17 protein-coding genes are annotated in these 25,990 nt (G+C 42.4%); 16 read left to right on the top strand and 1 reads right to left on the bottom strand.

Annotated features, from left to right (window positions below; genetic code table 11):
- The first annotated feature begins 108 nt into the window (after positions 1 to 108).
- The 3 genes from spoIVB (at position 109) to RSX31_RS07445 (ending at position 3,846) form a co-directional block, all read left to right on the top strand.
- Positions 109 to 1,398 carry a SpoIVB peptidase gene (gene spoIVB / locus RSX31_RS07455; RefSeq protein WP_148995635.1) on the top strand — a complete coding sequence of 430 codons (1,290 nt, stop codon included), beginning with the start codon at positions 109 to 111 and terminating at the stop codon, positions 1,396 to 1,398.
- 351 nt (positions 1,399 to 1,749) lie between these two features.
- Positions 1,750 to 2,529 (top strand): sporulation transcription factor Spo0A, encoded by a 780-nt coding sequence (gene spo0A, locus RSX31_RS07450; protein WP_315634125.1) that lies wholly within the window; start codon positions 1,750 to 1,752, stop codon positions 2,527 to 2,529.
- A gap of 582 nt (positions 2,530 to 3,111) precedes the next feature.
- A complete protein-coding gene (locus tag RSX31_RS07445) occupies positions 3,112 to 3,846 on the top strand; it encodes a glycerophosphodiester phosphodiesterase (RefSeq protein ID WP_315634123.1) in 735 nt (244 codons plus the stop codon).
- A gap of 14 nt (positions 3,847 to 3,860) precedes the next feature.
- Here the strand turns inward: RSX31_RS07445 and RSX31_RS07440 are convergent, their stop codons facing one another.
- Positions 3,861 to 4,100: a DUF2627 domain-containing protein gene (locus RSX31_RS07440; RefSeq protein WP_315634121.1), complete on the bottom strand. Its 240-nt coding sequence runs from the start codon at positions 4,098 to 4,100 to the stop codon at positions 3,861 to 3,863.
- A gap of 133 nt (positions 4,101 to 4,233) precedes the next feature.
- Between RSX31_RS07440 and RSX31_RS07435 the strand changes: the two genes are divergently transcribed.
- From RSX31_RS07435 to RSX31_RS07375, 13 genes are all read left to right on the top strand, one after another.
- Positions 4,234 to 6,303, top strand: a complete 2,070-nt coding sequence (locus RSX31_RS07435) for a sigma 54-interacting transcriptional regulator (RefSeq protein WP_315634120.1) — start codon at positions 4,234 to 4,236, stop codon at positions 6,301 to 6,303.
- Between the two features lie 136 nt (positions 6,304 to 6,439).
- Positions 6,440 to 7,348: a phosphate butyryltransferase gene (yqiS, locus tag RSX31_RS07430; protein WP_315634118.1), complete on the top strand. Its 909-nt coding sequence runs from the start codon at positions 6,440 to 6,442 to the stop codon at positions 7,346 to 7,348.
- Positions 7,349 to 7,391: 43 nt separating this feature from the next.
- Positions 7,392 to 8,489 carry a branched-chain amino acid dehydrogenase gene (gene bcd / locus RSX31_RS07425; RefSeq protein WP_148969571.1) on the top strand — a complete coding sequence of 366 codons (1,098 nt, stop codon included), beginning with the start codon at positions 7,392 to 7,394 and terminating at the stop codon, positions 8,487 to 8,489.
- Positions 8,490 to 8,625: 136 nt separating this feature from the next.
- On the top strand, positions 8,626 to 9,747 hold the full coding sequence (gene buk, locus RSX31_RS07420) for a butyrate kinase (RefSeq protein ID WP_187443657.1): 1,122 nt from the start codon (positions 8,626 to 8,628) through the stop codon (positions 9,745 to 9,747).
- 19 nt (positions 9,748 to 9,766) lie between these two features.
- Positions 9,767 to 11,191: a dihydrolipoyl dehydrogenase gene (lpdA, locus tag RSX31_RS07415; RefSeq protein ID WP_315634114.1), complete on the top strand. Its 1,425-nt coding sequence runs from the start codon at positions 9,767 to 9,769 to the stop codon at positions 11,189 to 11,191.
- Between the two features lie 348 nt (positions 11,192 to 11,539).
- Entirely contained in the window at positions 11,540 to 12,538 is a 999-nt protein-coding gene (locus tag RSX31_RS07410; RefSeq protein ID WP_148969568.1) for a thiamine pyrophosphate-dependent dehydrogenase E1 component subunit alpha, read from the top strand.
- Between the two features lie 14 nt (positions 12,539 to 12,552).
- Positions 12,553 to 13,536: an alpha-ketoacid dehydrogenase subunit beta gene (locus tag RSX31_RS07405; RefSeq protein ID WP_148969567.1), complete on the top strand. Its 984-nt coding sequence runs from the start codon at positions 12,553 to 12,555 to the stop codon at positions 13,534 to 13,536.
- A gap of 42 nt (positions 13,537 to 13,578) precedes the next feature.
- Positions 13,579 to 14,898: a dihydrolipoamide acetyltransferase family protein gene (locus RSX31_RS07400; protein ID WP_315634111.1), complete on the top strand. Its 1,320-nt coding sequence runs from the start codon at positions 13,579 to 13,581 to the stop codon at positions 14,896 to 14,898.
- 514 nt (positions 14,899 to 15,412) lie between these two features.
- Positions 15,413 to 19,762, top strand: coding sequence for a S8 family serine peptidase (locus tag RSX31_RS07395; protein WP_315634109.1), 4,350 nt, complete (start codon positions 15,413 to 15,415; stop codon positions 19,760 to 19,762).
- Positions 19,763 to 19,973: 211 nt separating this feature from the next.
- Complete coding sequence (locus RSX31_RS07390) at positions 19,974 to 21,755, top strand: methylmalonyl-CoA mutase family protein (protein ID WP_315634107.1); 1,782 nt, start codon at positions 19,974 to 19,976, stop codon at positions 21,753 to 21,755.
- Complete coding sequence (gene scpA, locus RSX31_RS07385) at positions 21,742 to 23,898, top strand: methylmalonyl-CoA mutase (protein WP_315634105.1); 2,157 nt, start codon at positions 21,742 to 21,744, stop codon at positions 23,896 to 23,898. The genes RSX31_RS07390 and scpA overlap by 14 nt, the downstream gene beginning before the upstream one ends.
- Positions 23,898 to 24,935 carry a methylmalonyl Co-A mutase-associated GTPase MeaB gene (meaB, locus tag RSX31_RS07380; RefSeq protein ID WP_315634103.1) on the top strand — a complete coding sequence of 346 codons (1,038 nt, stop codon included), beginning with the start codon at positions 23,898 to 23,900 and terminating at the stop codon, positions 24,933 to 24,935. The genes scpA and meaB overlap by 1 nt, the downstream gene beginning before the upstream one ends.
- A 117-nt stretch (positions 24,936 to 25,052) precedes the next feature.
- Positions 25,053 to 25,490: a BrxA/BrxB family bacilliredoxin gene (locus tag RSX31_RS07375; protein WP_148969561.1), complete on the top strand. Its 438-nt coding sequence runs from the start codon at positions 25,053 to 25,055 to the stop codon at positions 25,488 to 25,490.
- Positions 25,491 to 25,990: the final 500 nt, after the last annotated feature.

Below are 25,990 nucleotides of genomic sequence, written 5' to 3'. Positions count from 1 at the left end.
TAGCTTTTTTTTCATGATTACCAGTTATAAATGTGGCTGTTAAAGGCAAAATTAAAACTGTAGCCAATAGTTAGTGTGTGTGGATTAGAAGCGAGGAGAGTGAATATATTGAGTTTAGATTGGTTAAGAAAATGTATAGGTGGAATTCTCCTTGTTTCGCTTTGCCTTATTGGTTTCTACAAACCTGTTCAACAGTTTATCAATACTCCGAACTCTGTAAGGGTGATGGAAGGGGATCAAGTTGCTCTCCCTAAGGCTGCATCCGTTACGACGATGGGTTCGTCTGATAATCAACATGTTCAATTGAAAGAAGAGGAAGGTCAGCTCTCAATCCAAGGAAGTTCTGTAGGCAAGGATGAAGTGGTATTTGAGTTAGCTGGGTTACCCATTAAAAAAGTCGATGTAGAAGTACTGAAAGATTTCAAGGTGATCCCGGGTGGTCAATCCATCGGGGTGAAATTAAATACTGTCGGGGTGTTAGTCGTAGGTCATCATCTGGTTGAAACAGATGCAGGTAAGATGTCTCCAGGCGAAAAAGCCGGAATTCAGGTAGGGGATATGATTACAGAAATAAACGGAACCAAAATTGAAGAACTTGCGGATGTTGCTCCTTTTGTTCAGAAGGCAGGTGAAGAATCACGATCTTTAGACGTTGTGATCAAACGTGAACAGAAGACCGTAAAAACTCAATTGCTCCCGTTAAAAGAAAAAGGGGAAAAAAACTATAAATTAGGGTTGTATATTCGTGATTCTGCAGCTGGAATCGGCACAATGACGTTCTTTGACCCGAAGTCCAAGAAGTATGGGGCGCTTGGCCATGTCATTTCTGATATGGATACAAAAAAACCGATTGTCGTTGAAAACGGTGAAATTGTTCATTCAGAAGTAACGTCCATTCAAAAAGGGACAGACGGAAAACCTGGTGAAAAACTAGCCCGTTTTTCTTCTGATCGGAACGTAATTGGAAATATTACCAGGAACAGTCCATTCGGGATTTTTGGTGAATTAAATCAATCCATAGATAACGATCTCATGGATAAACCAATGCCTATCGCTCTTTCCCACCAAGTGAAAGAAGGACCTGCCCAGATATTGACTGTAGTAGATGGAAAAGATGTAGAAATGTACGATATTGAAATCGTCAGCACCATCCCACAGAAATATCCGGCAACAAAAGGAATGGTATTGAAAGTAACAGATCCCAGGCTGTTGGATAAAACCGGTGGAATTGTCCAAGGCATGAGTGGAAGTCCGATTATTCAAAATGGCAAAGTCATCGGAGCCGTCACACATGTGTTTGTAAATGATCCTACAAGTGGTTATGGCGTTCATATTGAATGGATGCTGAGTGAAGCGGGAATCGATATTTACAAGAAAAATCATGACCGAGCAAGCTAAAAATGGAAAACCCTTACTAAAGTCCCGATCGTGGGTGCTTATAAGGGTTCTTTTTTTTGTGAAATTAACCATTACAAGAATTTGTAAGACATGATTCAAGAAAAGGACATAGAAAATAAGGAAGGTTTGCCAAAAGCACGATGAACTTGTTAAAATAAAGATTATTCGACAAATAGATGAGTGAATATCGAATAGGGTCGAAATATAAAGAAATCTTTAGAAAATCAAAGAAAATATAATATTTTTCAAGTTTTTTTCAAAAATAAAAGGAATTTAGGTTGCATTGTCGAAAAAGTAATTTAGAATAAAATTACAGAGAAGAATTAATTAGGATTGAGGAGGAAACCTGTAGTGAAATCGATTAAAGTATGTGTTGTGGATGATAACCGTGAACTTACGTCATTATTGGAAGACTACATTGCTTCACAAAATGATATGGAAGTAGTAGGAATTGCTCATAATGGCCAAGATTGTTTAGATTTGTTAGAAGAAGTGGAGCCTGATGTCCTGGTATTGGATATTATTATGCCTCATTTGGACGGGCTCGCTGTGCTCGAACGACTTCGTGAAAAGAAGAGCATTCCTAATGTCATCATGCTGACAGCTTTCGGTCAAGAAGATGTTACGAAGAAAGCCGTCGACCTTGGAGCTTCTTACTTTATCCTAAAGCCATTTGATATGGAAAATCTAGTGAGTCACATTAGACAAGTAAGCGGTAAATCAAACCCAATCATCAAAAAACCTTCCTCATCCAGAATGCATACAGAGCAGAAACCTAGAAACTTAGATGCAAGTATTACAAGCATCATCCACGAAATTGGCGTTCCGGCACATATTAAAGGTTACTTATATTTAAGAGAAGCGATTTCTATGGTTTATAACGATATCGAATTACTTGGTTCAATTACAAAGGTCCTTTACCCTGATATTGCAAAAAAATACAACACAACAGCATCGAGAGTAGAGCGTGCCATTCGACATGCAATTGAAGTAGCATGGAGCAGAGGGAATATCGATTCCATTTCTTCTTTGTTTGGATACACAGTGAGTATGTCAAAAGCAAAGCCGACAAACTCAGAGTTCATTGCGATGGTTGCTGATAAGCTTCGTCTGGAACATATGGCTTCATGAAAGGGTAAGGAATAGTGCGATCATTTCTTAACTGAATAGAACGATTTAAAACCCTATGAGCCCAGGTGGATTCGTGGGGTTTTTTGGTTTGAAGAAATCTATACATTTCCGTTTTCTAAAGTAGAAATCGCCTCTTTTTTCAAAAGTAGGAGTACGCCCTTACGGCTTGTCCATTCTTACATAAGATACAATGTAATACAAAAACAACTAAAGGGAGGTGAGACAATGGGATGCTTCCGTGATAGAGATGATGTTGCTGGTGCTTTTGACAGAGACAGAGACGACTTTAGAGTTCCTGTGAGAGCTTTTATTAGAGGAGAGGATTTCTGCAGAGCTGTACGCCGTTGTGACAGAGACGATGTAAGAGGTATTGAAGACCGTCGCCGCAGAAGAAGATGCTGCTGGTTTTAATTAGTTGCATTGAAACAAAAAAATCCTGAGATTCTCAGGATTTTTTTATAAAGGTTTCATCCTTTGAGAAGAATTTAAATAAGTATATAATATGAATAGACAAACATTCATAAAGCTCGATATAGAATGTACATACAGGGTTAGATTAACTTAAGAAAAGGGAGTGCGCTCATGACGCTAATCTTTGCACACCGTGGTTCAGCCGAGACACACCCGGAAAATACGATGGAAGCTTTCTTTGAAGCTGAAAGAGTAGGGGCGGACGGGATTGAATTAGATGTTCAGCTGACAAAAGATGGAGAAATCGTCGTGATTCATGATGAAACGGTTGATCGCACAACCAATGGGAAAGGGTTTGTCAAAGACTATACGCTTAAGGAAATTCAAAAGCTGCAGGCGAATTTCAAATTTAAAAGTAAGCTGTTTAAAAAAAATCGTGTGCCTTCATTGAGAGAGGTATTTCAATGGTTAAAGGGCAATGATATGCTTTGTAATATTGAGTTGAAGAACAGCATTATGGACTATCAGGGCTTGGAAGCAAAAGTGATCGGATTGATAAGGGAGTTTGGGTTTGAGGATCGAATCATCATTTCTTCATTTAATCACTATTCGATCGTGGCCTGTTACCGATTGGAGCCTGCAGTCGAAATTGCTCCGCTCTACTCATCGGGTCTATATATGCCCTGGATTTATGCCAGGTCCATCAGGGCGAAAGCGATACATCCCAATTTAAAGGCTGCATCCGATGAGATCATTGTGGAAGCCATGAAAAACGGGATAGCTGTCAGACCCTATACGGTAAATAAGATAGATCAGATGGAGAGACTTCTGAGTATTGACTGTTCAGCAATCGTGACGGACTTTCCTGAAAGAGCATTGAAGTTAAGAAATCATAAAAAAAGCTAGCGTAGAAAATTACGCTAGCTTTTTTTCGTGAACCGGGACTGTACTTTATTCCGTTTTCGGTCGCGGTGCAGAACAAATCCCGCAATGAAACCGAGACCGCATACAAAGAATAGCAACCCGATGACGAATTGCAGCCATAAATAAGGAATGGGTGACTGCAGAATACCAAATAACATATCTCTCATCAATTTAATTCCCAGTGCAGCAAGCACGCCAGGTATCAACATTATAATAAGGGCTATTAATCGGACCATTAGGTGTATAACTCCTTTTTCGTTTCCATACTAAAATTCTAACTCCAACTAGAAAATTGTCAAGTTTAGAAAAGTAGTGTAACATTATGTTTGTGAAAAAAATTGCAGGTATTGATAGTCGGGGTGAAAAATGTTGCAAGAGGTTCTAATTGTCGGTGGGGGTAAAGGTGGGACAGCCATATTAAGAATCCTCCACGAAGCTTCCGTCATGAAAGTGATTGCAGTGGTAGACCTAAATGAAAACGCTTCAGGTATTTTGTTGGCTAAAGAACTGGGGATACCGGTTGGTAATGATTGGCGACAATTCCTGAATGATTCTGTTGATATCGTCATTGAAGTGACCGGTGAACAAAAAGTGTTTGAAAATATAAGAGATAAACGGGGAAAGAATACAGTCATTATCCCAGGCAGTGTTGCCTTTCTTATCTCGAAGCTTTTGGAAGAAAAGGAAGATCTCATTCATCAGTTGACAAGTGAGTCGTTTAAAAGGGATCTTATTTTTAACTCGACTGACGATGGTATGGTCGGGATCGATGATCAAGGAAATGTGATGCTCTACAATAAAAGTGCAGAGCGGATGATTGGGAAGGATCAGGAAGACGTTATCGGGATGCATATCTCTGACGTGATTCCTGAGAGTAAGTTAACTACCACGATGGAAACACGTCGTACTGAAACCAATCAAGAAGTGGTGTTAGATAATGGGCTGAAGATCATCTCCAACCGAATTCCGATGATTACCGACAATGATGAAATCATCGGTGCCTTTTCTGTGTTTAAAGACATTACGGAGGTCGTAAATCTTGCAGAAGAAATAACGAACCTCAAAGAAATACAGACCATGCTTGAAGCTATCATTCATTCCAGCGATGATGCAATATCTGTAGTCGACGAAGAGGGGAAAGGGATTCTGATAAATCCTGCCTATACACGAATCACGGGACTCACCCAGGAAGAAGTAATCGGAAAACCCGCAACTGCAGATATTTCCGAAGGGGAGAGTATTCACTTGAAAGTCCTGCAGACTCGAAGAGCCATCAGGGGAACAAGAATGCGGGTTGGTCCGAAACGTAAAGAGGTTATCGTTAACGTAGCTCCAATTATTGTGAACAATAAGCTCAAGGGGAGTGTCGGTGTCATCCATGATATGTCTGAGATTCAGTCACTCACTCAGGAGTTGGATCGTGCAAGAAGAATCATCCGTACTCTAGAAGCGAAGTATATGTTTGAAGACATCATCGGGGACTCAGAGGAAATGATGATTGCCGTAGAACAAGCTAAATTAGGGGCAAAAACGCCAGCAACTGTTCTTCTTCGGGGTGAATCCGGTACGGGAAAAGAATTATTTGCACACGCGATACATAATGCGAGTGATCGAAAGTTCAACAAATTCCTGCGGGTCAATTGTGCTGCATTATCGGAGAATCTATTGGAAAGTGAATTATTCGGATATGAAGAAGGTGCCTTTTCTGGAGCAAAGCGGGGAGGTAAACGAGGATTATTTGAAGAAGCCAATAATGGAAGTATATTCCTGGATGAAATTGGGGAGTTAAGCGCCAACACTCAAGCCAAGCTACTGAGGGTCCTGCAGGAGAATGAAATTGTTCGAGTTGGTGGGACGAAATCCATCCAGATTAATGTCCGGGTCATTGCGGCGACGAATGTGAACTTGGAAAAAGGAATTGCCGATGGTTCTTTCAGAGAAGATCTTTACTACCGGCTCAACCGAATGCCCATTCAAATACCTCCTCTGCGGCATCGTAAATCAGATATTCCGTTCATTTCTGAAACCTTGATAACAAAGATCAACCAGGATTATGGCAGAAATGTTGAAGGGGTTACAAAGGAAGCGATGAACAAGTTAATGAATTACCATTGGCCTGGGAATGTCAGAGAGCTCGAGAATGTATTGGGAAGAGCGATTATCTTTATGAACTACAACGAAGTAAAGATAGATAGCAAACATTTACCTCAACTGGAGAATAAATCTAAGAGCCAAGTTAAAGAGCTTGCTGCTGATGCATCAGGAACCCACAAAGATTTGGCTACTCAAGTAGAACAATATGAAAAAAATATAATCCAGAAGGTTTTAGAGCAGAATAATGGTAACAAAACGGCAGCAGCCAAAGCATTAAGTGTTTCAGTGCGAAATTTGTATTACAAAATTGAAAAATATGACATTGAAATAACTAGCATGAAATAATTTGCATGGTATGAAAATAATTGCATGGTTGGATGTATGGAAATGAAGCGTTTTCAACACTATAAAAGTTGGCACGGTTCTTGCATATAGTTTAATGGGAACATAATAACAGAAAAAAGGGGTTGAAACGACATACATGAATCTACAATCTTTGGTGGAAAAAGCAACCCAGATAGAAAATTCCACTGTAGCGGTTGCAGCTGCAGAAGATAAAGAAGTCCTTGGTGCTGTCGCAATGGCAGTTGAAAAAAATATGGCCAAATTTTTATTGTTTGGTGATAAAGAAGAAATTATCTCTCTTTTAGAAGAGGTTGCGCCACAGCTTCGATCACACGGCAATATTAAGATAAAGCATGCTTTTTCTCCGCAGAAAGCAGCGGAACTTGCTGTGAAGGCTGTAAAGGAAAATGAAGCAAGTGCTTTAATGAAAGGGAATGTTCCCACTGCTGTCATTTTAAAGGCAGTGTTAAATAAAGAGTGGGGACTCCGTACAGGAAATGTATTATCACATGTTGCAGCTTTTGAGGTGGCTGGGTTCGATAGATTGACATTTATTACGGATGCAGCTATGAACATTGCACCTGATTTGCAGCAAAAAGCGCAAATTATTGAAAATGCCGTTGGGATTGCCCGGTCAGTCGGTGTCAACCATCCGAAAGTTGCCCCGATAGCCGCGGTTGAAGTAGTGAATCCGGCCATGCAGGCAACAGTGGATGCCGCTTCCCTTACGATGATGAATCAAAGGGGGCAGATTCGTAATTGTGCTGTCGATGGGCCATTAGCCCTTGATAATGCAGTTTCTCATCATGCTGCGGAGCATAAAGGGATTGAAAGTGACGTCGCAGGACAAGCAGATATCTTGCTCGTTCCGAATATCGAGACGGGTAATGCTCTTTACAAGTCCCTGATCTACTTTGCGAAAGCGAAAGTTGGGGCTGTGATTGCGGGAGCAAAAGCACCAATCGTGTTAACATCCAGGGCAGACAGTGCAGAAAGTAAGTTATATTCACTGGCACTGGCTATATGCTCTGCTTCAAATAAATAATAGATACATCAAACATAAAATTAGACTTTAGGGGGAAATAAAAATGAAAATTTTCAGCTATATGGAACAATATGATTATGAGCAATTGGTATTTTGTCAAGATGAAGCATCAGGGTTGAAAGCGATCATCGCGATCCATGATACAACTCTTGGACCTGCACTTGGAGGAACTCGTATGTGGACATACGAATCTGAAGAAGCAGCGATTGAAGATGCTCTGCGTCTTGCAAAAGGTATGACGTACAAGAATGCAGCTGCCGGACTTAACTTAGGTGGGGGGAAAACGGTTATCATCGGTGACCCTCGCAAAGATAAGAATGAAGAAATGTTCCGTGCGTTTGGTCGCTACATCCAAGGATTAAACGGTCGTTATATTACTGCAGAAGATGTTGGTACTACAGTTGCTGATATGGACTTGATTCATGAAGAAACAGATTATGTTACAGGTATTTCTCCTGCCTTTGGATCTTCTGGTAACCCATCTCCTGTTACGGCTTATGGAGTATACCGTGGAATTAAAGCTGCAGCGAAAGAAGCCTTTGGAACAGATTCACTGGAAGGGAAAACAATCGCCGTTCAAGGAATCGGTAATGTTGCGTACAATATGTGCCGCCATCTTCACGAAGAAGGAGCAAATCTGATCGTTACAGATATCAATAAGGAAGCTGTTCAACGTGCTGTAGATGAATTCGGGGCAAAAGCTGTTGATATCAACGAAATTTATGGAGTTGACTGTGACATCTTTGCACCATGTGCCCTGGGAGCGATCATCAACGACGAAACCATTCCTCAGCTAAAAGCAAAAGTCATTGCAGGGGCTGCGAATAACCAATTAAAAGAAACTCGTCATGGTGACGCGATTCATGAAATGGGTATCGTTTATGCACCTGACTATGTCATCAATGCAGGTGGAGTCATCAACGTAGCGGATGAATTATACGGTTACAATAGTGAAAGAGCGATGAAAAAAGTGGAGCAAGTGTACAACAACGTTGAGCGGGTTATTGAAATCGCTAAACGTGATAATGTTCCTACTTACGTAGCTGCTGATCGTATGGCGGAAGAGAGAATCGAGAAAATGCGCCGTTCAAGAAGCCAGTTCTTACAAAACGGTCAACATATTTTAAGCAGACGTGGATAATTAGAAGAAAAAACGCTTTACTTCTAACAAGAGTAGAGCGTTTCTTCCCTGTTAATGCGAACATCGAACAGATTAAGGGGTTATCTATCATAGGGGAAAAATTCTACGAACAAACATTACAATAATAGCTACCCAAATGGAGGTAACAACAGTGCAAGAAAACAAACATCGGATATTAGTCATTAACCCTGGATCGACATCAACCAAGATTGGTGTTTTCGATGATGATCGATCTATCTTTGAAAAGACAATTCGTCATGATACAGGAAAGATTAATGAATTTCCAACTATCATTGATCAGTATGAATTCAGAAAGGATACCATTCTTCAAACGTTAGATGAAGAAGGGATCAACATTTCAAAACTAAGTGCTGTTTGTGGCCGTGGGGGCCTGCTTAGACCGATAGAAGGCGGCACCTACTTAGTGAATGATGACATGCTGAAGGATCTTAAAGAAGGATTCTCAGGTCAGCATGCTTCAAACCTTGGTGGGATTTTGGCATTTGAAATTGCCTCTGGATTAAACATCCCGTCTTATATTGTCGACCCTGTTGTAGTGGACGAGCTGCAATCACTTGCCCGGGTTTCAGGGTTTTCACTCATTGAAAGAAAGAGTATTTTCCATGCGTTAAATCAGAAAGCGGTAGCAAGAAGAGTCGCAAAGGAACTCGGAAAGAAATATGAGGACCTAAATCTGATCATCACTCATATGGGTGGTGGAATTACCGTCGGTGCCCACCGCAATGGGAAAGTTGTGGATGTGAATAATGGTTTACATGGCGATGGCCCATTCAGTCCTGAAAGAGCAGGTACTGTTCCGGCGGGTGATTTAGTTGACCTATGCTTCTCAGGTGATTATTACCGAGATGAAATCATGAAGAAACTCGTTGGTCAAGGTGGCTTAGTCGGTTACCTTGGAACAAACGATGCGGTAAAAGTAGAGAAGATGATTGAAAATGGCGATGAAAATGCCAAAGCCGTGTACGATGCGATGGCGTATCAAATTGCGAAAGAAATTGGGTCAGCAAGTGCCGTCCTTAATGGTAAAGTTGACGCCATTGTGTTAACGGGTGGTCTTGCTTATGGTAAAGAGTTTGTAAAAGCGATAAGCAATCGAATCAATTGGATAGCGGATGTCGTGATTCAACCAGGAGAAAATGAACTGCAAGCTCTTGCGGAAGGGGCATTAAGGGTCTTACGAAGTGAAGAAGACTATAAGGTGTACCCTGGAAATGTAAAAGAAGAAGCAAGAGTATAAGAGCAAGGAGGACTCAAGATTGGCAGAAGAATATGATTTAGTCATTCTAGGGGGAGGCACAGGTGGCTATGTAGCCGCCATTCGTGCTTCTCAACTTGGATTAAAAACAGCAATCGTTGAAAAGGGAAAACTGGGGGGGACATGCTTACACAAAGGATGTATACCTAGTAAAGCTCTTCTTCGGAGTGCTGAAGTATATGCTACAGCTAAACACGGTGAAGACTTTGGTGTGAAGATCAATGGAGTAGAGTTAGATTTCACAAAAGTTCAATCCAGGAAAGACGGGATCGTTGAACAGCTTCACAAAGGAGTTCAACACTTGATGAAACAAGGTAAGATCGATGTCTTCGAAGGACTTGGACGTATATTAGGACCTTCTATTTTCTCGCCGATGCCTGGGACGATTTCGGTTGAAATGAATAACGGGGAAGATAATGCTATGTTGATCCCTAAGAATGTGATCGTTGCAACAGGTTCCAGACCTCGTTCTTTACCGGGTCTTGATATTGATGGAGAATACGTATTATCCTCAGATGAAGCGCTTTCACTTGAAGTTCTTCCTAAATCGATCATCATCGTTGGCGGAGGGGTCATCGGTATTGAGTGGGCTTCCATGCTGTCTGACTTTGATGTAGAGGTAACTGTGGTGGAATACGCTGATAAAATCGTACCAACCGAAGACCATGAGATTTCTAAAGAAATGCAGCGCTTAATGAAGAAAAAAGGCGTCAAAATCGTGACAAGTGCAAAGGTGCTTCCTGAATCCCTAGAAAAAGGGGATGGAGAGGTCACCATTAAAGCTGAGCATAAAGGAGAAGAAAAAGCCTTTACAGCAGAGAAGATCCTTGTATCTGTAGGCAGACAAGCGAATGTTGTAGGTATTGGCTTAGAGAACACAGATATTAAAGTGGAAAAAGGTTTTATTGAAGTGAATGAATTCTTTCAAACAAAGGAATCTCATATTTACGCGATTGGAGATGTCATCGGTGGACTTCAATTAGCTCATGTAGCATCTCACGAAGGAATCACAGCAGTGGAACATATGGCGAATGAGAAGCCTCATCCTATTGACTATTCCCTCATTTCAAAATGCATCTACAGTAATCCTGAAATTGCAAGCGTAGGGATTACGGAGCAGGAAGCGAAAGAAAAGGGATATAACCTGAAGACCGGAAAATTCAGTTTCAGAGCGATCGGGAAAGCACTTGTTTATGGTGAATCGGATGGATTCGTCAAGATCATTGCAGACAAAGATACCGATGACATTCTGGGTGTGCACATGATTGGTCCGCATGTAACCGACATGATTTCAGAAGCGGGACTTGCTAAAGTATTGGACGCAACCCCATGGGAAATCGCGCACACAATCCACCCTCATCCATCCCTGTCAGAAGCCATCGGAGAAGCGGCACTTGCTGTAGATGGAAAAGCGATTCATTCATAGAAAAGCGAAGCCGACTGTTCTGGCCCGACAAGCACAAGGGGGAAATCCCAGAAGGCGTACTTGGCCTTATGAGATTTATCCATTGTGACCTCGAGGGACAAGGAGGCGCAGCTGGACAAATAGAAAAGCGAAGCCGACTGTTCTGGCCCGACAAGCACAAGGGGGAAATCCCAGAAGGCGTACTTGGCCTTATGGGATTTATCCATTGTGACCTCGAGGGACAAGGAGGGGCAGCTGGACAAATAGTAGAGCGTAGATGGCTTTTGGGGCCGCCATCAACAAAAAAATTTATAAGGTAGAGATCTTCTCTACCTTTCCAACCATTAGATTGTGTAGGAGGTAAATAAAATGGCAGAGAATCGTCATGAAGAGTTAGGACTTTCCAATGAGAAAGTATTAGAAATGTATGAAACAATGCTGCTTGCCAGAAAAATCGATGAGCGCATGTGGTTACTGAACCGGTCGGGTAAAATCCCATTTGTTATTTCATGTCAAGGTCAAGAAGCGGCTCAAGTTGGTGCTGCATTTGCTTTAGACCGCGAAAAGGATTATGTACTTCCGTACTATCGTGACATGGGTGTTGTCTTAACATTCGGGATGACGGCCCAGGAATTAATGCTATCAGGTTTTGCAAAAGCAGAAGATCCAAACTCAGGTGGACGTCAAATGCCTGGTCACTTTGGTCAAAAGAAAAATAATATCGTAACGGGTTCATCTCCTGTAACGACTCAAGTACCACATGCCGTTGGTATCGCTCTTGCCGGAAAAATGGAGAAGAAGGATGTTGTGACGTTTGTAACGTTCGGTGAAGGGTCTTCCAACCAGGGAGATTTCCATGAAGGCGCAAACTTTGCAGGTGTACATAAACTTCCTGTCATTTTTATGTGTGAAAACAATAAATATGCGATTTCGGTTCCGATTGAAAAGCAATTAGCTTGTGAAAAAGTGTCCGATCGTGCCATTGGATATGGAATGCCTGGAATCACGGTTGATGGAAATGACCCTATCGAAGTATATAAAGCGGTCAAAGAAGCAGCGGATCGCGGCCGTCGCGGGGAAGGTCCAACCCTTGTTGAAACAGTTTCTTATCGTTTAACTCCTCACTCCTCTGATGATGACGATCGAAGCTATCGTTCTCCGGACGAAGTGGCAAAAGCGAAAACAAATGATCCAATCATCACGTTTGGTGCTTATCTGAAAGAAACAGGCGTTATGAACGATGACATTGAAAAAGAAATCAATGATCGTATTATGAAGCTCGTGAACGAAGCAACGGATTATGCAGAAAACGCTCCATATGCTGAAGCAGAATCAGCAATGAAGTATGTTTATGCAGAAGAGAAGTAAGGGGGAATTCAATCATGCCAGTAATTTCATACATTGATGCCGTAACAATGGCCATTAGAGAAGAAATGGAACGTGATGAGAAAGTATTCGTTCTTGGAGAAGACGTAGGGAAAAAAGGTGGAGTTTTCAAAGCGACTCACGGATTGTATGATCAATTTGGAGAAGACCGCGTCATCGATACACCACTTGCAGAATCAGCTATTGCCGGAGTTGGAATCGGAGCTGCCATGTATGGTATGAGACCGATTGCAGAAATGCAGTTTGCTGATTTTATCATGCCTGCTGTGAACCAAATCATTTCTGAAGCATCACGTATTCGTTATCGCTCGAATAATGATTGGAGCTGTCCGATGGTTATTCGTGCTCCATACGGTGGTGGAGTTCACGGAGCACTTTATCACTCTCAATCCGTTGAGGCGGTTTTCGCTAATCAGCCTGGATTGAAAATAGTCATGCCTTCTACTCCTTATGATGTGAAAGGCTTGCTGAAAGCGGCGATCCGTGACGAAGATCCAGTATTATTCTTCGAACACAAACGTGCTTACCGTCTAATTAAAGGAGAAGTACCTGATGATGATTATACTCTTCCAATCGGAAAAGCAGACGTGAAGCGTGAAGGGGAAGACATCACAGTCATCACATATGGCTTGTGTGTTCACTTTGCTCTTCAGGCAGCAGAAAAGCTTGCCCAAGACGGAATTGAGGCGCACATCCTGGATTTACGTACAATCTATCCATTAGATAAAGAAGCGATCATTGAAGCAGCTTCTAAAACAGGGAAAGTTCTGCTCGTGACAGAAGACAATAAAGAAGGAAGCATCATGGGTGAGGTTTCTGCGATTATCGCTGAAAATTGTTTATTCGAGCTTGATGCTCCAATCAAACGACTTGCTGGTCCTGACGTTCCTTCAATGCCGTATGCGCCAACAATGGAAAAATACTTTATGATCAACCCGGATAAAGTAGAAAAAGCAATGCGTGAACTTGCAGAATTTTAATCAGAAAAACCAATTAAACTCAACAGTAAGGAGGGTTCCTCATTGGGTATAGAAAATATGAAAATGCCTCAGCTAGGGGAAAGTGTTACAGAAGGTACAATAAGTAAATGGTTGGTTTCACCTGGTGATACCGTCAATAAATATGACCCGATTGCGGAAGTTCAAACGGATAAAGTAAATGCAGAGGTACCATCATCCTTTACGGGTACCATTAAAGATTTAATTGCTGATGAAGGAGACACTCTTGAAGTCGGAGAAATCATTTGTTCGATTGAAGTGGAAGGTGAAGGTTCTGCACCTGTTGAAGAAACTCCGAAAGAAGAGCCTATGGAAGATGCGGACGAAACAACTCAATCAGCAACTAAAAGGAATGCTCCAAGTAAAGATAGTGGGAATAAAGCAAGGTATTCTCCGGCAGTATTAAAGCTATCTCAAGAGCACGATATTGACCTGAATCAAGTGGAAGGCACTGGAAACGGCGGCCGTATCACTCGTAAAGATCTTAAGAAGGTCATTGAGTCAGGTAATATTCCAAAAGCAGGAGAGGCTCAGGCGCCTAAGGCCGAAGATCAGGCTCCTCAGCAAGCGCCAGTGAAAGAGCAAGCTGTTCAACAACCTGCCAAGCAATCCGCACCTGCAGCGAACGTTCCTGTTGTACCTGGTGATATTGAAATCCCGGTTTCGGGAATTCGTAAAGCCATCGCATCCAACATGGTTCGAAGCAAGCATGAAGCTCCTCACGCATGGACGATGATGGAAGTGGATGTTACAAATCTTGTTGATTATAGAAACTCACTAAAAACGGAATTCAAGCAGCGTGAAGGTTTTAATCTGACATTCTTCGCATTCTTTGTAAAAGCTGTAGCGCAAGCCCTTAAAGAGTATCCGCAAATCAACTCTATGTGGGCAGGGGAAAAGATTGTTCAAAAGAAAGACATCAATCTTTCCATTGCAGTGGCCACTGATGATGCACTTTATGTGCCTGTGATCAAAAATGCAGACGAAAAGACGATCAAAGGAATTGCAAGAGAAATTACTGAGCTTGCCGGAAAAGTCCGCAGCGGTAAATTAACTTCTCAAGATATGCAGGGAGGCACATTTACAGTTAACAATACCGGGTCATTTGGTTCAGTACAATCGATGGGTATCATAAATTATCCTCAAGCAGCGATCCTTCAAGTGGAGTCGATTGTGAAGCGTCCAGTTGTCATGAACAACGGGATGATCGCAGTTCGTGATATGGTGAACCTGTGTATGTCACTTGATCACCGTGTTCTTGACGGATTGGTATGCGGAAGATTCTTGCAGCGGGTGAAAGAAATCTTAGAAAATACATCAAAAGAAAATACATCTGTCTATTAAATAGTGACAAGGACTGACCCTGGGTGGTTGGTCCTTGTTTTTTTCTGCTTCTGGATAGAAAGGATTATAAATACAAAATGGTAGGTCCAAGAATTCAGGAAAAAAAGGAAAATTATAACTGGAAGAATATCCCGTAAATAATTTTTTAACGATTTATAGGTCGTTTTCCGAGTACTTACAAGATTAAATTCCCTCCTATGTCTTCTCTCTCATTTATTTACTGCTTAGTACGAAATGTTGGGGGTGCTTCCTCCTTTTAACCTATGAGATGTGCATCGCAATCCAAAATATTCCTGTAGTTATATTATCTGTGTGACTATATGCATACATGAAATATGCGAGAAGGTGACTTTTCTATTAATTTCCGAATATTCAGATTTAATCCGACATAAACTTACAACATTTTACATTACTACTTGGTTATCTTTGGTTTAGAACCTACTTTTTTCCAAGTAGTGAATCAGGGAGGTGTCGGGTTTACTGAAGGAATCTAAAATTACTGGGAGGGAATTAGATGACACGTAGAAAGCGTAAAGCAAGATGGTTATCCATTGTACTCACCTTAGTAATGTTTGTCCCATTATTATTTCCATTCAATGCAGGGGCAGCGAATACCTCACAATCAGCTTTGGCTAAAGAAAAACCATCCACTTCAGCAAGCGATAGCGCAAAGGTAAGTCCACAATCAAAGATCACATCGAAACTACATGATCAATTCAAGAAAGATAAGCACGTCACATACTTAGTGAAGTTCAAGGAGCAGCTTGATACGAAGGCTGTAGCTAAGAGCGCGGCTGAAAAAGCGAAAAAACAGAAGCTGTCTGCTAACAGCAAAAAATTACTGAAGCGAAATATGGTCGTTTCCGAGCTTCGTGCCACGGCCCTTGAATCTCAAGCAGAAGTGAAAGAATACTTAACGAAACAAAAAAAGTCCGGTGCAGTAAAGGAAATAAAAGATTTCTACGTTGTAAACGGAATGGCCGTTACTTCCACAAAAGAGGTAATGGATAAAATTTCAACATTTGCTGAAGTTGAGAAAATCTTGCCGAATGAAACGCGTCAGCTCATTCAACCGGCAAAAGTTGAAGATTCAGCTAGCGTTGCAGAAAAAGAAGTCCAAAACAGTCCGGCATCGATTGAATGGAATATTGACAGAGTTGGTGCACCGGCGGTTTGGGATATGGGCATTGATGGAGCTGGAACCGTTGTAGCATCGATTGATACAGGTGTTCAATGGAATCATCCGGCTTTACAGGAAAAATACAGAGGATATGATCCTCAAAATCCTGATGCCCCTGATCATGAATTCAGCTGGTTTGATGCAACAGCAGGGCAAAGTGCACCTTATGATGATCAAGGACACGGTACGCATGTTACAGGAACAATGGTTGGTTCAGAACCTGACGGCAGCAATCAGATCGGCGTCGCTCCGGGAGCAAAATGGATTGCTGTAAAAGCATTCACGGCAGATGGAGGAACAGATGTTGATTTGTTGGAAGCGGGAGAATGGATTCTTGCTCCTAAGGATGCTGAGGGCAACCCGCATCCCGAGATGGCTCCAGATGTTGTCAATAACTCATGGGGTGGGGGTCCCGGTCTTGATGAGTGGTACCGGGATATGGTGAACGCATGGAGAGCGGCAGAAATATTCCCTGAGTTCTCTGCTGGTAATACAACATTATTTAATCCTGGAGGCCCGGGTTCAATTGCTACACCTGCAAATTACCCTGAGTCATTTGCAACGGGTGCAACGGATATTAATGACAACCTTGGAAGTTTCTCGCTGCAGGGTCCTTCTCCTTACGAGGAAGTTAAACCTGAAATTTCCGCACCGGGAGTGAATATTCGCTCTTCAGTACCGGGAAGTAACTACGAAGGCGGATGGAATGGTACATCAATGGCGGGTCCTCACGTCTCTGCAGTTGCAGCATTATTGAGACAAGCGGATGCAAGTTTGACGGTTGATGAAATGGAAGAAATCTTAATGTCAACGGCTGTTCCATTGACAGACGGTACCTTCCCTGAAACACCTAATAATGGATATGGTCATGGCTTGGTTAACGCATTCGATGCCGTTTCATCCGTAATGAGCGGTATTGGAAAAGTAGAAGGGCAAGTTTCAAAAGAAGGGGATGACTCTGAAGCTCCAGTAATCAGTCATGAAGCCCCTGGTGAAGCATTTGAAGGAATGAATCTGCCACTACAAGCGGAAGCAAATGATAATGTGAGTGTAACGAATGTTTCATTACATTATCAAAATCAGGACGGTGCTTGGGAATCTGTTGAAGCAACAAGATCTGCAGGTGACTATACATCAGGAACTTATGAGGCAACCATTCCTGGGGAAGCACTGACAGGAGAAAGTGTTACTTATAAATGGTCGGCAATGGACTTTGGCGGAAATGAAGTAGAAACGGATGCCTATTCTGTCACTCTTCTTCCGGGAATCACAGTCGGATATGAGCAGGACTTTGAGTCTTCTCCAAGTGGCTGGAATTCTTACGGCCCAGGAAACAGCTGGGAGTGGGGTGTACCGGTTAATGGTCCAGGTGCCGCTACTTCAGGAGAAAAGGTATATGCAACAAGTCTGGATGGTACGTATGACAACAGTGCCAACATGTCCTTACAAATGCCTCCGATCGATTTACCTGAAGGGAATAGCTTCTTACAATTCAAGCAGTGGCATGAGCTTGAAAGAAACTATGATTATGGTCATGTGTTTGTATCCACAGATGGTGAAGAGTGGACGCAGGCCCTTCGTGTCAACGGGAATACGGATGGCTGGGTCGACGGAGAAGTGGATCTGAGTCAATATGCCGGTCAGCGCATCTACATCGCATTTAATGTTACAACTGATGGTAGTGTCGTGAAACAAGGCTGGTATATCGATGACGTTAAGCTAAGTGGAGAATCGATTCTTCCAGCTAAAAAGATGAACCTTGGATTGAAATCGAAGGATGAGAAGTCATCATCTGTTTCAAAGAAACCGAGTGTAAATCCGAATAAAATCAAAATGGCGAAACATGTAAGCAAAGAAACTCCGGTAGAAGGAAACGTACCAGGGCCGGTGCTGCTTCCATTGCAAGCGGAAGTAAGCGTACTGGAAACGGGACGTTCGGTATATACGAACCCTGCCGATGGATCGTACGAAATGACTCATGCAGCCGGTGAGTTTACGCTGCAAGCATCAACCTATGGATTCAGATCTGAAACACAAAGTGTAACGATTGAAGCAGATCAGACATCTAACGCCAATTTTACCCTTGAAGAAATTCCTCAAGGGAATATTACGGGAACAGTCACAAATGAAATTTCTGGAGAACCGGTTGAGGGAGCTACTGTCTTCTTACTTGAAGATGCTGTTGTAGAGCCGGTAGAAACGAATGAAAATGGTGAATATGAGCTGGAGGCATATGAAGGTGAGTACACCCTTAAAGTAGTTGCACCTTACTACTATAGTAAGGAAATGACTGTAACAGTTGAAGGTGGAGAAGCAACAAATGCCGATGTTTCATTAGAGCCTTTCATCGGATATCCCGGTGAAATTGGTTACGATGATGGAACAGCTGAAAACGCACGTGCATTCTATGATGCAGGTAATGGCTGGGCTGTGAAAATGTCTCTTGAAGAAGGCAATGAAACAGCATTGGTTACAGGCGGGTTATTCCGCTTCTGGGATACAGAATGGCCAGTACCGGGTGGAACAGAATTCCAAGTTGCCGTTTATGATGCATCTGGTCCAGATGGCGCTCCTGGTAAGAAAGTAGCCGGTCCGTTTGATGGAACTGCTTTACGTAACGGGGAATGGACACATGTAGACCTAAGCCAGCATGGCATCATGGTAGACGGCGATTTCTACATGGTTTACATTCAATCAGCTCCAAATCCGAATGCACCAGGGCTTGGAACAGATGAAGATGGCGAATATGCCGCAAGAAGCTGGCAATTCGTCGGAGGTGCATGGTCACTAGCACCAGAAGATGAAGGGAACTATATGATTCGTGCAACAGTGAATTATGAAGTCACTGCACCAGTCATCACATCACCGAAAGATAAATCATTTACAAATAAGGAGTCGGTTACCGTTGAAGGGACTTCTGCCCCGACCACAACGGTCCACCTCTTTAATGGAGACGAAGAAGTGGCAACAGCAGAAACGATGGAAGATGGTACCTTCTCTGCAGATGTTTCATTACATGATGGAGAGAATTCGATTACAGCGAAAGCAGCAACCGAGCAAGGGATGACGGGACCATCTGAGCCTGTAACCATCACCCTTGATCAAGTGAAGCCTGAGCTTGCCATCACGTCTCCGAAAGAAGGCATGAAAACGAATCGTGAAGCCATCACCGTAGAAGGAACGATTGTCGATGAAAACCTTGCCTGGGTAAAAGTTAATGGCGAGAAAGCTTCTGTAAGTGATGGACAGTTCAGTCATAGACTGCTTCTGGATGAAGGAGAAAATGTCATACAGGTAGTAGCGAAAGATAAAGCTGGAAACAAAAAGAAACAAAGCGTGACAGTCTTTGCTAAATTTGGTGACATCGCAGTTGAAAATCTTCTTCCTTCTGAAGATAAAGAGCTGAAGAAAGGTGAATCGGTTAAAATCGAATTTGACAGTGAGCCTGGATTAGATGCCACATTTGTCATCCAAATGCCACTGACAAATGCACGATCCCAAGTAACAAACGCAAATGAGCTTCCAATGATGGAAACATCAGAAGGTCACTACGTCGGTTACTACACAGCCACTTCCAATGTAAAGGCACCTGGAGCACTTATTGAAGTGAAGATTTCCGATGATTATGGAAATGTCACAACGAAACGTGCAGAAGGTAAATTGTATATCAATACAAAGAAATAAAGCTTAAGGGAGGAAGAGTCGACCCCGTCGACTCTTCTTTCTTTTTTGATTCATTTACCAGAGAGATTGAAGAAATACGTTTTCTTTTATATACTAAAATAGTATTAGTATAAACATTTCGAATGTTCAATGTGCACTCATGCTAGTTAAGTGAAGTTCTTCAGATGTAAATGTAAACGATTACAATCATGCAGGTCGAAAGAGGGGTACTATGAAGCTTAATGATATGAAAGAACAATCATTCAGTCGACGAACACTTACCGAATGGCAAGAAGCAGCTGAGATAGCGTTAAAAGGGAAAGGGATTCGTTCCTTACATACGAAAACCTATGAAAATATTGAACTTAAACCGTTATACACGAAAGAAGATTTACCTGGAGTGGATAGGGTGAATGCTTATATCCCTAATGTTCAAGGGAAATTGGAGAGTGCTCCAAAATGGTTCATCGCTCAACCGGTCAAAAGGGGCACTTGGGAAGAACTCACTTCTGCAATGAAGGATGCATTATCCCGGGGACAGAACTGTGTTTCATTTCAAGTAGGTGACTTAGACATAAGAGAAGGCTTCCACCAATTTATAAAAGAAGTCGTTGGGTTAGAGACTCCTGTCTTTTCCATTGAAAAAAAGACAGCACTCTCTATTCAGCGAATGATGGAAATTCCTGAACTGAGGGAAATCAAAGGTGTAATGGGCTTTGATCCAATAAATGAAAATCGGGAGCAGTTTGTAGATTGGTTGGAGGTTGTAAAAGACGTAGATGAGCATCTGCCTAATCTGAAGACCATAATCATTAATTCTGCCCAGTATCATAATAGTGGAGGAAGTGCCACGCAGGAATTGGCATACGGCCTGAGTGAAGGGGTCGCTTATATTGAAACACTTCAGGAAAAAGGATGGACTATAGAAAAGATTGCTGGGAAAATGCATTTTCACTTTTCAGTAGGCAGCCATTTCTTTATGGAAATAGCCAAAATCAGAGCCTTTAAGAAATTGTGGCAAGAAGTATTATCGTCTTATGGACTTTCAGAACAAGCGATCGCTCATTCGGTCAGCTGCAGTGCGGAAACGTCTCAATTGAACAAATCCACACTCGATCCGTATGTCAATATGCTTCGCGGGGGAGGAGAAGCGTTTTCTGCCATTCTTGCAGGGGTGGATTATCTTCTTGTTGCTCCATTCAATGAAGTGAGTGGGGAAGTGAACGGGTTTTCTGAGAGAATTGCCCGGAATACGCAACTGATCCTTGGGGAAGAAGCTCATTTGGATAAAGTGGTCGACCCTGGGGGCGGTTCTTATTATGTGGAATGGTTATCAGAAGAGGTAGGTAAGCTTGCATGGAAGGAATTTCAACAGGTCGATGGAGATGGGGGAATTCTTGTCTGTCTGAAAAATGGTTCCATTCATGAAAAAATAAATAGAGTGAGAGAGTCACGTATTCATGATTTAGCCACAAGAAAAAACTCGATGATCGGGACAAACATCTATTCAAATCTTGAGGAGACATATCAAACTCCATCATCTAATAATGTGGGTGAGCGATTGTCTCTTCCTTTTGAAAGATTAAGAGAAAGGACACATAAGCTGAGAAGTAAACCGGTGGCAGGTTTAATAGGGTTAGGAAAGCTGAAAACCCATAAGCCCAGGGCTGATTTTGTAAAAGGATTTTTAGCGACGGGGGGCATTCATGCGAATCAAAGTAAAGAGTGCTTCTCTAAGGAAGATATACTTCAATTTGTGGAAGAAACCCGTTATCCATACTATTGTGTTTGTGGAACAGAGGAAGAATATCAAGACAAACTGCCTATGTTGATTGAGTCCATTCATCATATTGATTCGACCATTGTGATTGACGCAGCAGGGAAAATACCTGATGAGCATGAGTGGGTTCGTTTAGGACTGAATGGATCCATTTATAACAAGCAAAACATACTGAAAAAAGTAGATGAGCTATTAACTATCTGGGAGGAGGGAACTGACAATGACAAAGCCTGATTGGCAAGAAATCAACCCTTATTCGAAAGAAGTGAGAACGAATGATGGTTCTCTAACAGGCAGCACCTATGAGACAAATGAGAAGATCGTCATTAAATCTCTTTATTCAGAAGAGGACTCAAAAGGTATATCCCATGGAGAAGACCTCCCAGGCTTGGCTCCTTATACAAGGGGACCGTACCCGACCATGTATGTGAATCGTCCTTGGACGGTAAGGCAGTATGCAGGATTTTCAACAGCAGAAGAAAGCAATGCCTTTTATAGAAGAAACCTAAGTATGGGGCAGAAAGGTCTGTCTGTCGCTTTTGATTTAGCTACTCATCGTGGCTATGATTCCGATCATCCCCGGGTGGTAGGGGATGTAGGAAAAGCGGGAGTCGCCATCGATTCGATCCTGGATATGAAGATTCTGTTTGATGGAATACCTCTTGATCAAATGTCTGTTTCCATGACGATGAACGGAGCGGTGCTGCCCATCCTTGCATTTTATATCGTCACGGCAGAAGAACAGGGAGTTTCGCAGGAGAAGCTGTCCGGTACGATTCAAAATGATATTTTAAAAGAGTATATGGTGAGGAACACCTATATTTATCCTCCTGAAACATCCATGAAGATAATTGCAGACATCTTTGAGTATACGTCCAAACATATGCCGAAGTTTAATAGCATCAGTATTTCCGGGTATCATATGCAAGAAGCGGGAGCGCCTGCCGATATTGAGCTTGCTTATACGCTGGCAGATGGTCTTGAGTATGTTCGTACAGGTCTCCAGGCAGGGATCGATATCGACTCCTTTGCACCAAGATTATCATTCTTCTGGGCGATTGGCATGAATTATTTCATGGAAGTCGCCAAAATGAGGGCGGCGCGGAGAATTTGGGCGAAAATGATGAAAACATTCGGTCCTGGTAATCCGAAATCGTTGGCGCTCAGAACCCACTCCCAAACGTCCGGTTGGAGCTTAACGGAGCAGGATCCGTATAATAATGTCATTCGTACATTACTTGAGGCCCACGCGGCTGCTATGGGTCATACGCAATCGCTTCATACCAATGCATTGGACGAAGCGATTGCCCTGCCGACAGACTTCTCTGCGCGGATCGCACGTAATACACAGCTATACCTTCAAGAGGAAACCGCTATTACAAAAGTGATTGATCCATGGGCAGGTTCACATTATGTTGAATCCTTGACCGATCAGTTGATGGAGAAGGCCTGGGATCATATCGAAGAAATCGAAGAGCTTGGCGGAATGACCAAGGCGATTGAAACCGGATTGCCGAAGATGCGGATAGAGGAAGCGGCTGCGAGAAGACAGGCAATGATTGATTCGGGGGATGAAGCGATAGTCGGGGTAAATAAATATCGCCTGGACAAGGAAGATCCGATTGAAACGCTGGACATTGATAATACAGTTGTGAGACAAAAGCAAATTGAGCGAATTCAAATGCTTAAAGAAGAACGAAATGAGAATAGAGTAGCCGAAACGCTCGAGGCATTAACGCTTGTAGCAGAAACAGGAGAAGGAAATCTACTTGAAAAAGCGGTAGAGGCAGCGAGGGCCCGGGCGACACTCGGAGAAATATCTGATGCCATTGAAAAAGTATCAGGCCGACATAAAGCAACAATCCGGAGTATAAGTGGGGTGTACAGCTCGAACTTTTCAAATGAACAAGAAATCAACGTCGTGAAAGAGATGACAGAAGAATTTTTGGAAAACGAAGGAAGAAGACCGCGTATCCTGATTGCAAAGATGGGACAGGACGGGCATGACAGAGGAGCTAAAGTGATTAGCACGGCGTTTGCAGACCTTGGCTTTGATGTGGATATCGGACCATTGTTCCAGACGCCTGCAGAAACGGCTCTGCAAGCAGTCGAAAATGACGTGCATGTCATCGGTGTAAGTTCACTGGCCGCAGGACATAAAACACTCCTGCCTCAATTGGTAGCAGAACTAAAGAAATTAGGAAGAGAAGACATTCTCGTTGTCATTGGTGGAGTGATTCCGGCTAAGGATTATGACTTCCTATTGAATAACGGAGCTTCTGCCGTTTTTGGACCAGGGACGATCATACCCGTTGCTGCACAAAAAGTCATCAAAGAAATTTATGAAGTGCTGGGCTATGAGGAAGTGGCTGAATAATGGGAGAGCATGATTCAGGGCGAAAGAAGCGTTTTGTGAAGAAGAAAAAGGATTCTGTATCGATTACCGAATTAAAGGACGGGGTCTTGAATGGTGACCGTAGCTCCTTGGCGAAGGCCATCACTCTGATTGAAAGCAATGCAGAACAGCATTATGCAAAGGGACAGGAACTGTTGCAGGAGCTCCTGCCCTATACGGGTAAAAGCTTTCGGATCGGCATTACAGGTGTGCCGGGAGCTGGTAAAAGTACATTTATAGAAGCGTTCGGGGAAATGTTATGTGAGCAGGGCCACCGGGTTGCCGTCCTTGCGATTGATCCCAGCTCTTCCATTTCCGGTGGCAGTATTCTGGGGGATAAAACAAGAATGGAACAATTATCGAAAAACCCCCGTGCTTTTGTAAGACCTTCCCCGACTGCAGGAACACTTGGTGGAGTACACCGGAAAACGAGTGAAACACTTCTCTTATGCGAAGCGGCCGGATATGATCTGATGATCATTGAAACCGTTGGAGTCGGTCAAAGTGAAGTGATGGTGAGGCAAATGGTGGATTTCTTCCTCCTGCTCGTCATCACTGGAGCCGGGGACGAGCTTCAAGGAATGAAAAAGGGGATCATGGAGCTTGCCGATGCATTACTTGTCAACAAAGCGGATGGAGAAAATAAACCTCTCGCTGAGAAAACAAGAAGAGAGCTGAACCAAATCCTCCACTTCTTGACTCCCGCAACTAAAGGTTGGAGTTCAAAGGCTTATACCTGTTCTGCCTTGAAAAATGAGGGATTAAAAGAGATGTGGAATGTGATCCGACAGTTTGAGAAGCAATCAAAAGAACAGGGAGTCTTTGAAGAAAGGCGACTTCTCCAGAAGCAGGAATGGTTCCATACGATGTTGAAAGAAAGAGTCTTGTCAGATTTCTTTTTTCATAAGGATATAAAGTCTGCCCTTCCACACATGGAAGGGCGTGTGAAGGAAGGGGACTATACCACTTCTCAAGCAGTAGAAGAATTGCTAAAGCGATATAAGGGTGTAATTCATTAACGGGTTTAGTTAATTTTAATTGAAACATAGGGTTTGAAATTGTTATGATAGGGGTACATTAAAATTCATGTTCTTATGGAGAATGATTAAGTCAGCGATTAAAAGGAGAGTTCAAGCATGGATATAGATTTCAATTTATTTATGAATGATGTTGTTCGCCAGGCTCGTCAAGAAATCGAACAAGCCGGTTATACCCAGTTAACAACAGAAGAAGAAGTAGATCAAGCTTTCGCTAAAGAAGGTACAACACTCGTGATGATTAACTCCGTTTGTGGTTGCGCCGGAGGAATTGCACGTCCAGCAGCAGCTCATTCCATTCATTACGATAAACGACCAGATCAATTGGTAACCGTTTTCGCCGGCCAGGATAAAGAAGCCACTGCGAAAGCGCGCAGCTACTTTACCGGCTATCCACCATCTTCACCGTCATTTGCTCTATTAAAAGATGGAAAGTTATTGACGATGGTAGAAAGACATGAAATTGAAGGTCACGACCCAATGTCGGTTGTGAACAAAATTCAATCGTACTTCGATCAGTATTGTGAAGAAGTGTAAGTAAGAGAGTGTGGCCCGTCAGGTTCCTTACATGAATATCTGCTTTAGGTGGATGTTTATGTGAGGAACTTGACGGGTTTTTTTTTGCCTTTCACGTTTATACGATTGATCTTCTTTTATTTGCAGGGTGGGAAGCAGAGTAAACAGGCTGATAATTCCTGATTTACTAAAATACGCAATTCCTTTTAAATGCGGCGCAATAAATTCTAGAGAGACGCAATTCTCTTTAAGAACGACGCAATATTTAATGAAAACGACGCAATTATCTCCCGAAATGACGCAATTCATAGTTAATTCCCCATATAAAAAGATGAATATCCTAATTTTTCATAAAATCTACAGCCAGATCTGCATTTTTTAGTTTCTAATCAACGTAAATTCACTCTATTTTATAAAAACTACTTCTCTCCTTTCTCTTTCGTTTTGTCGTGGTCCCCTCATTAAAAATGAATATTTTTTGAATAAGAGAAGTTCACTAATTACACGGACTAGTGTTTTTA

This window comes from Rossellomorea yichunensis, assembly GCF_032337515.1.
GTDB classification, from domain to species: Bacteria; Bacillota; Bacilli; order Bacillales; family Bacillaceae_B; genus Rossellomorea; species Rossellomorea yichunensis.
This window is presented reverse-complemented; position numbering and strand designations above follow the sequence as displayed.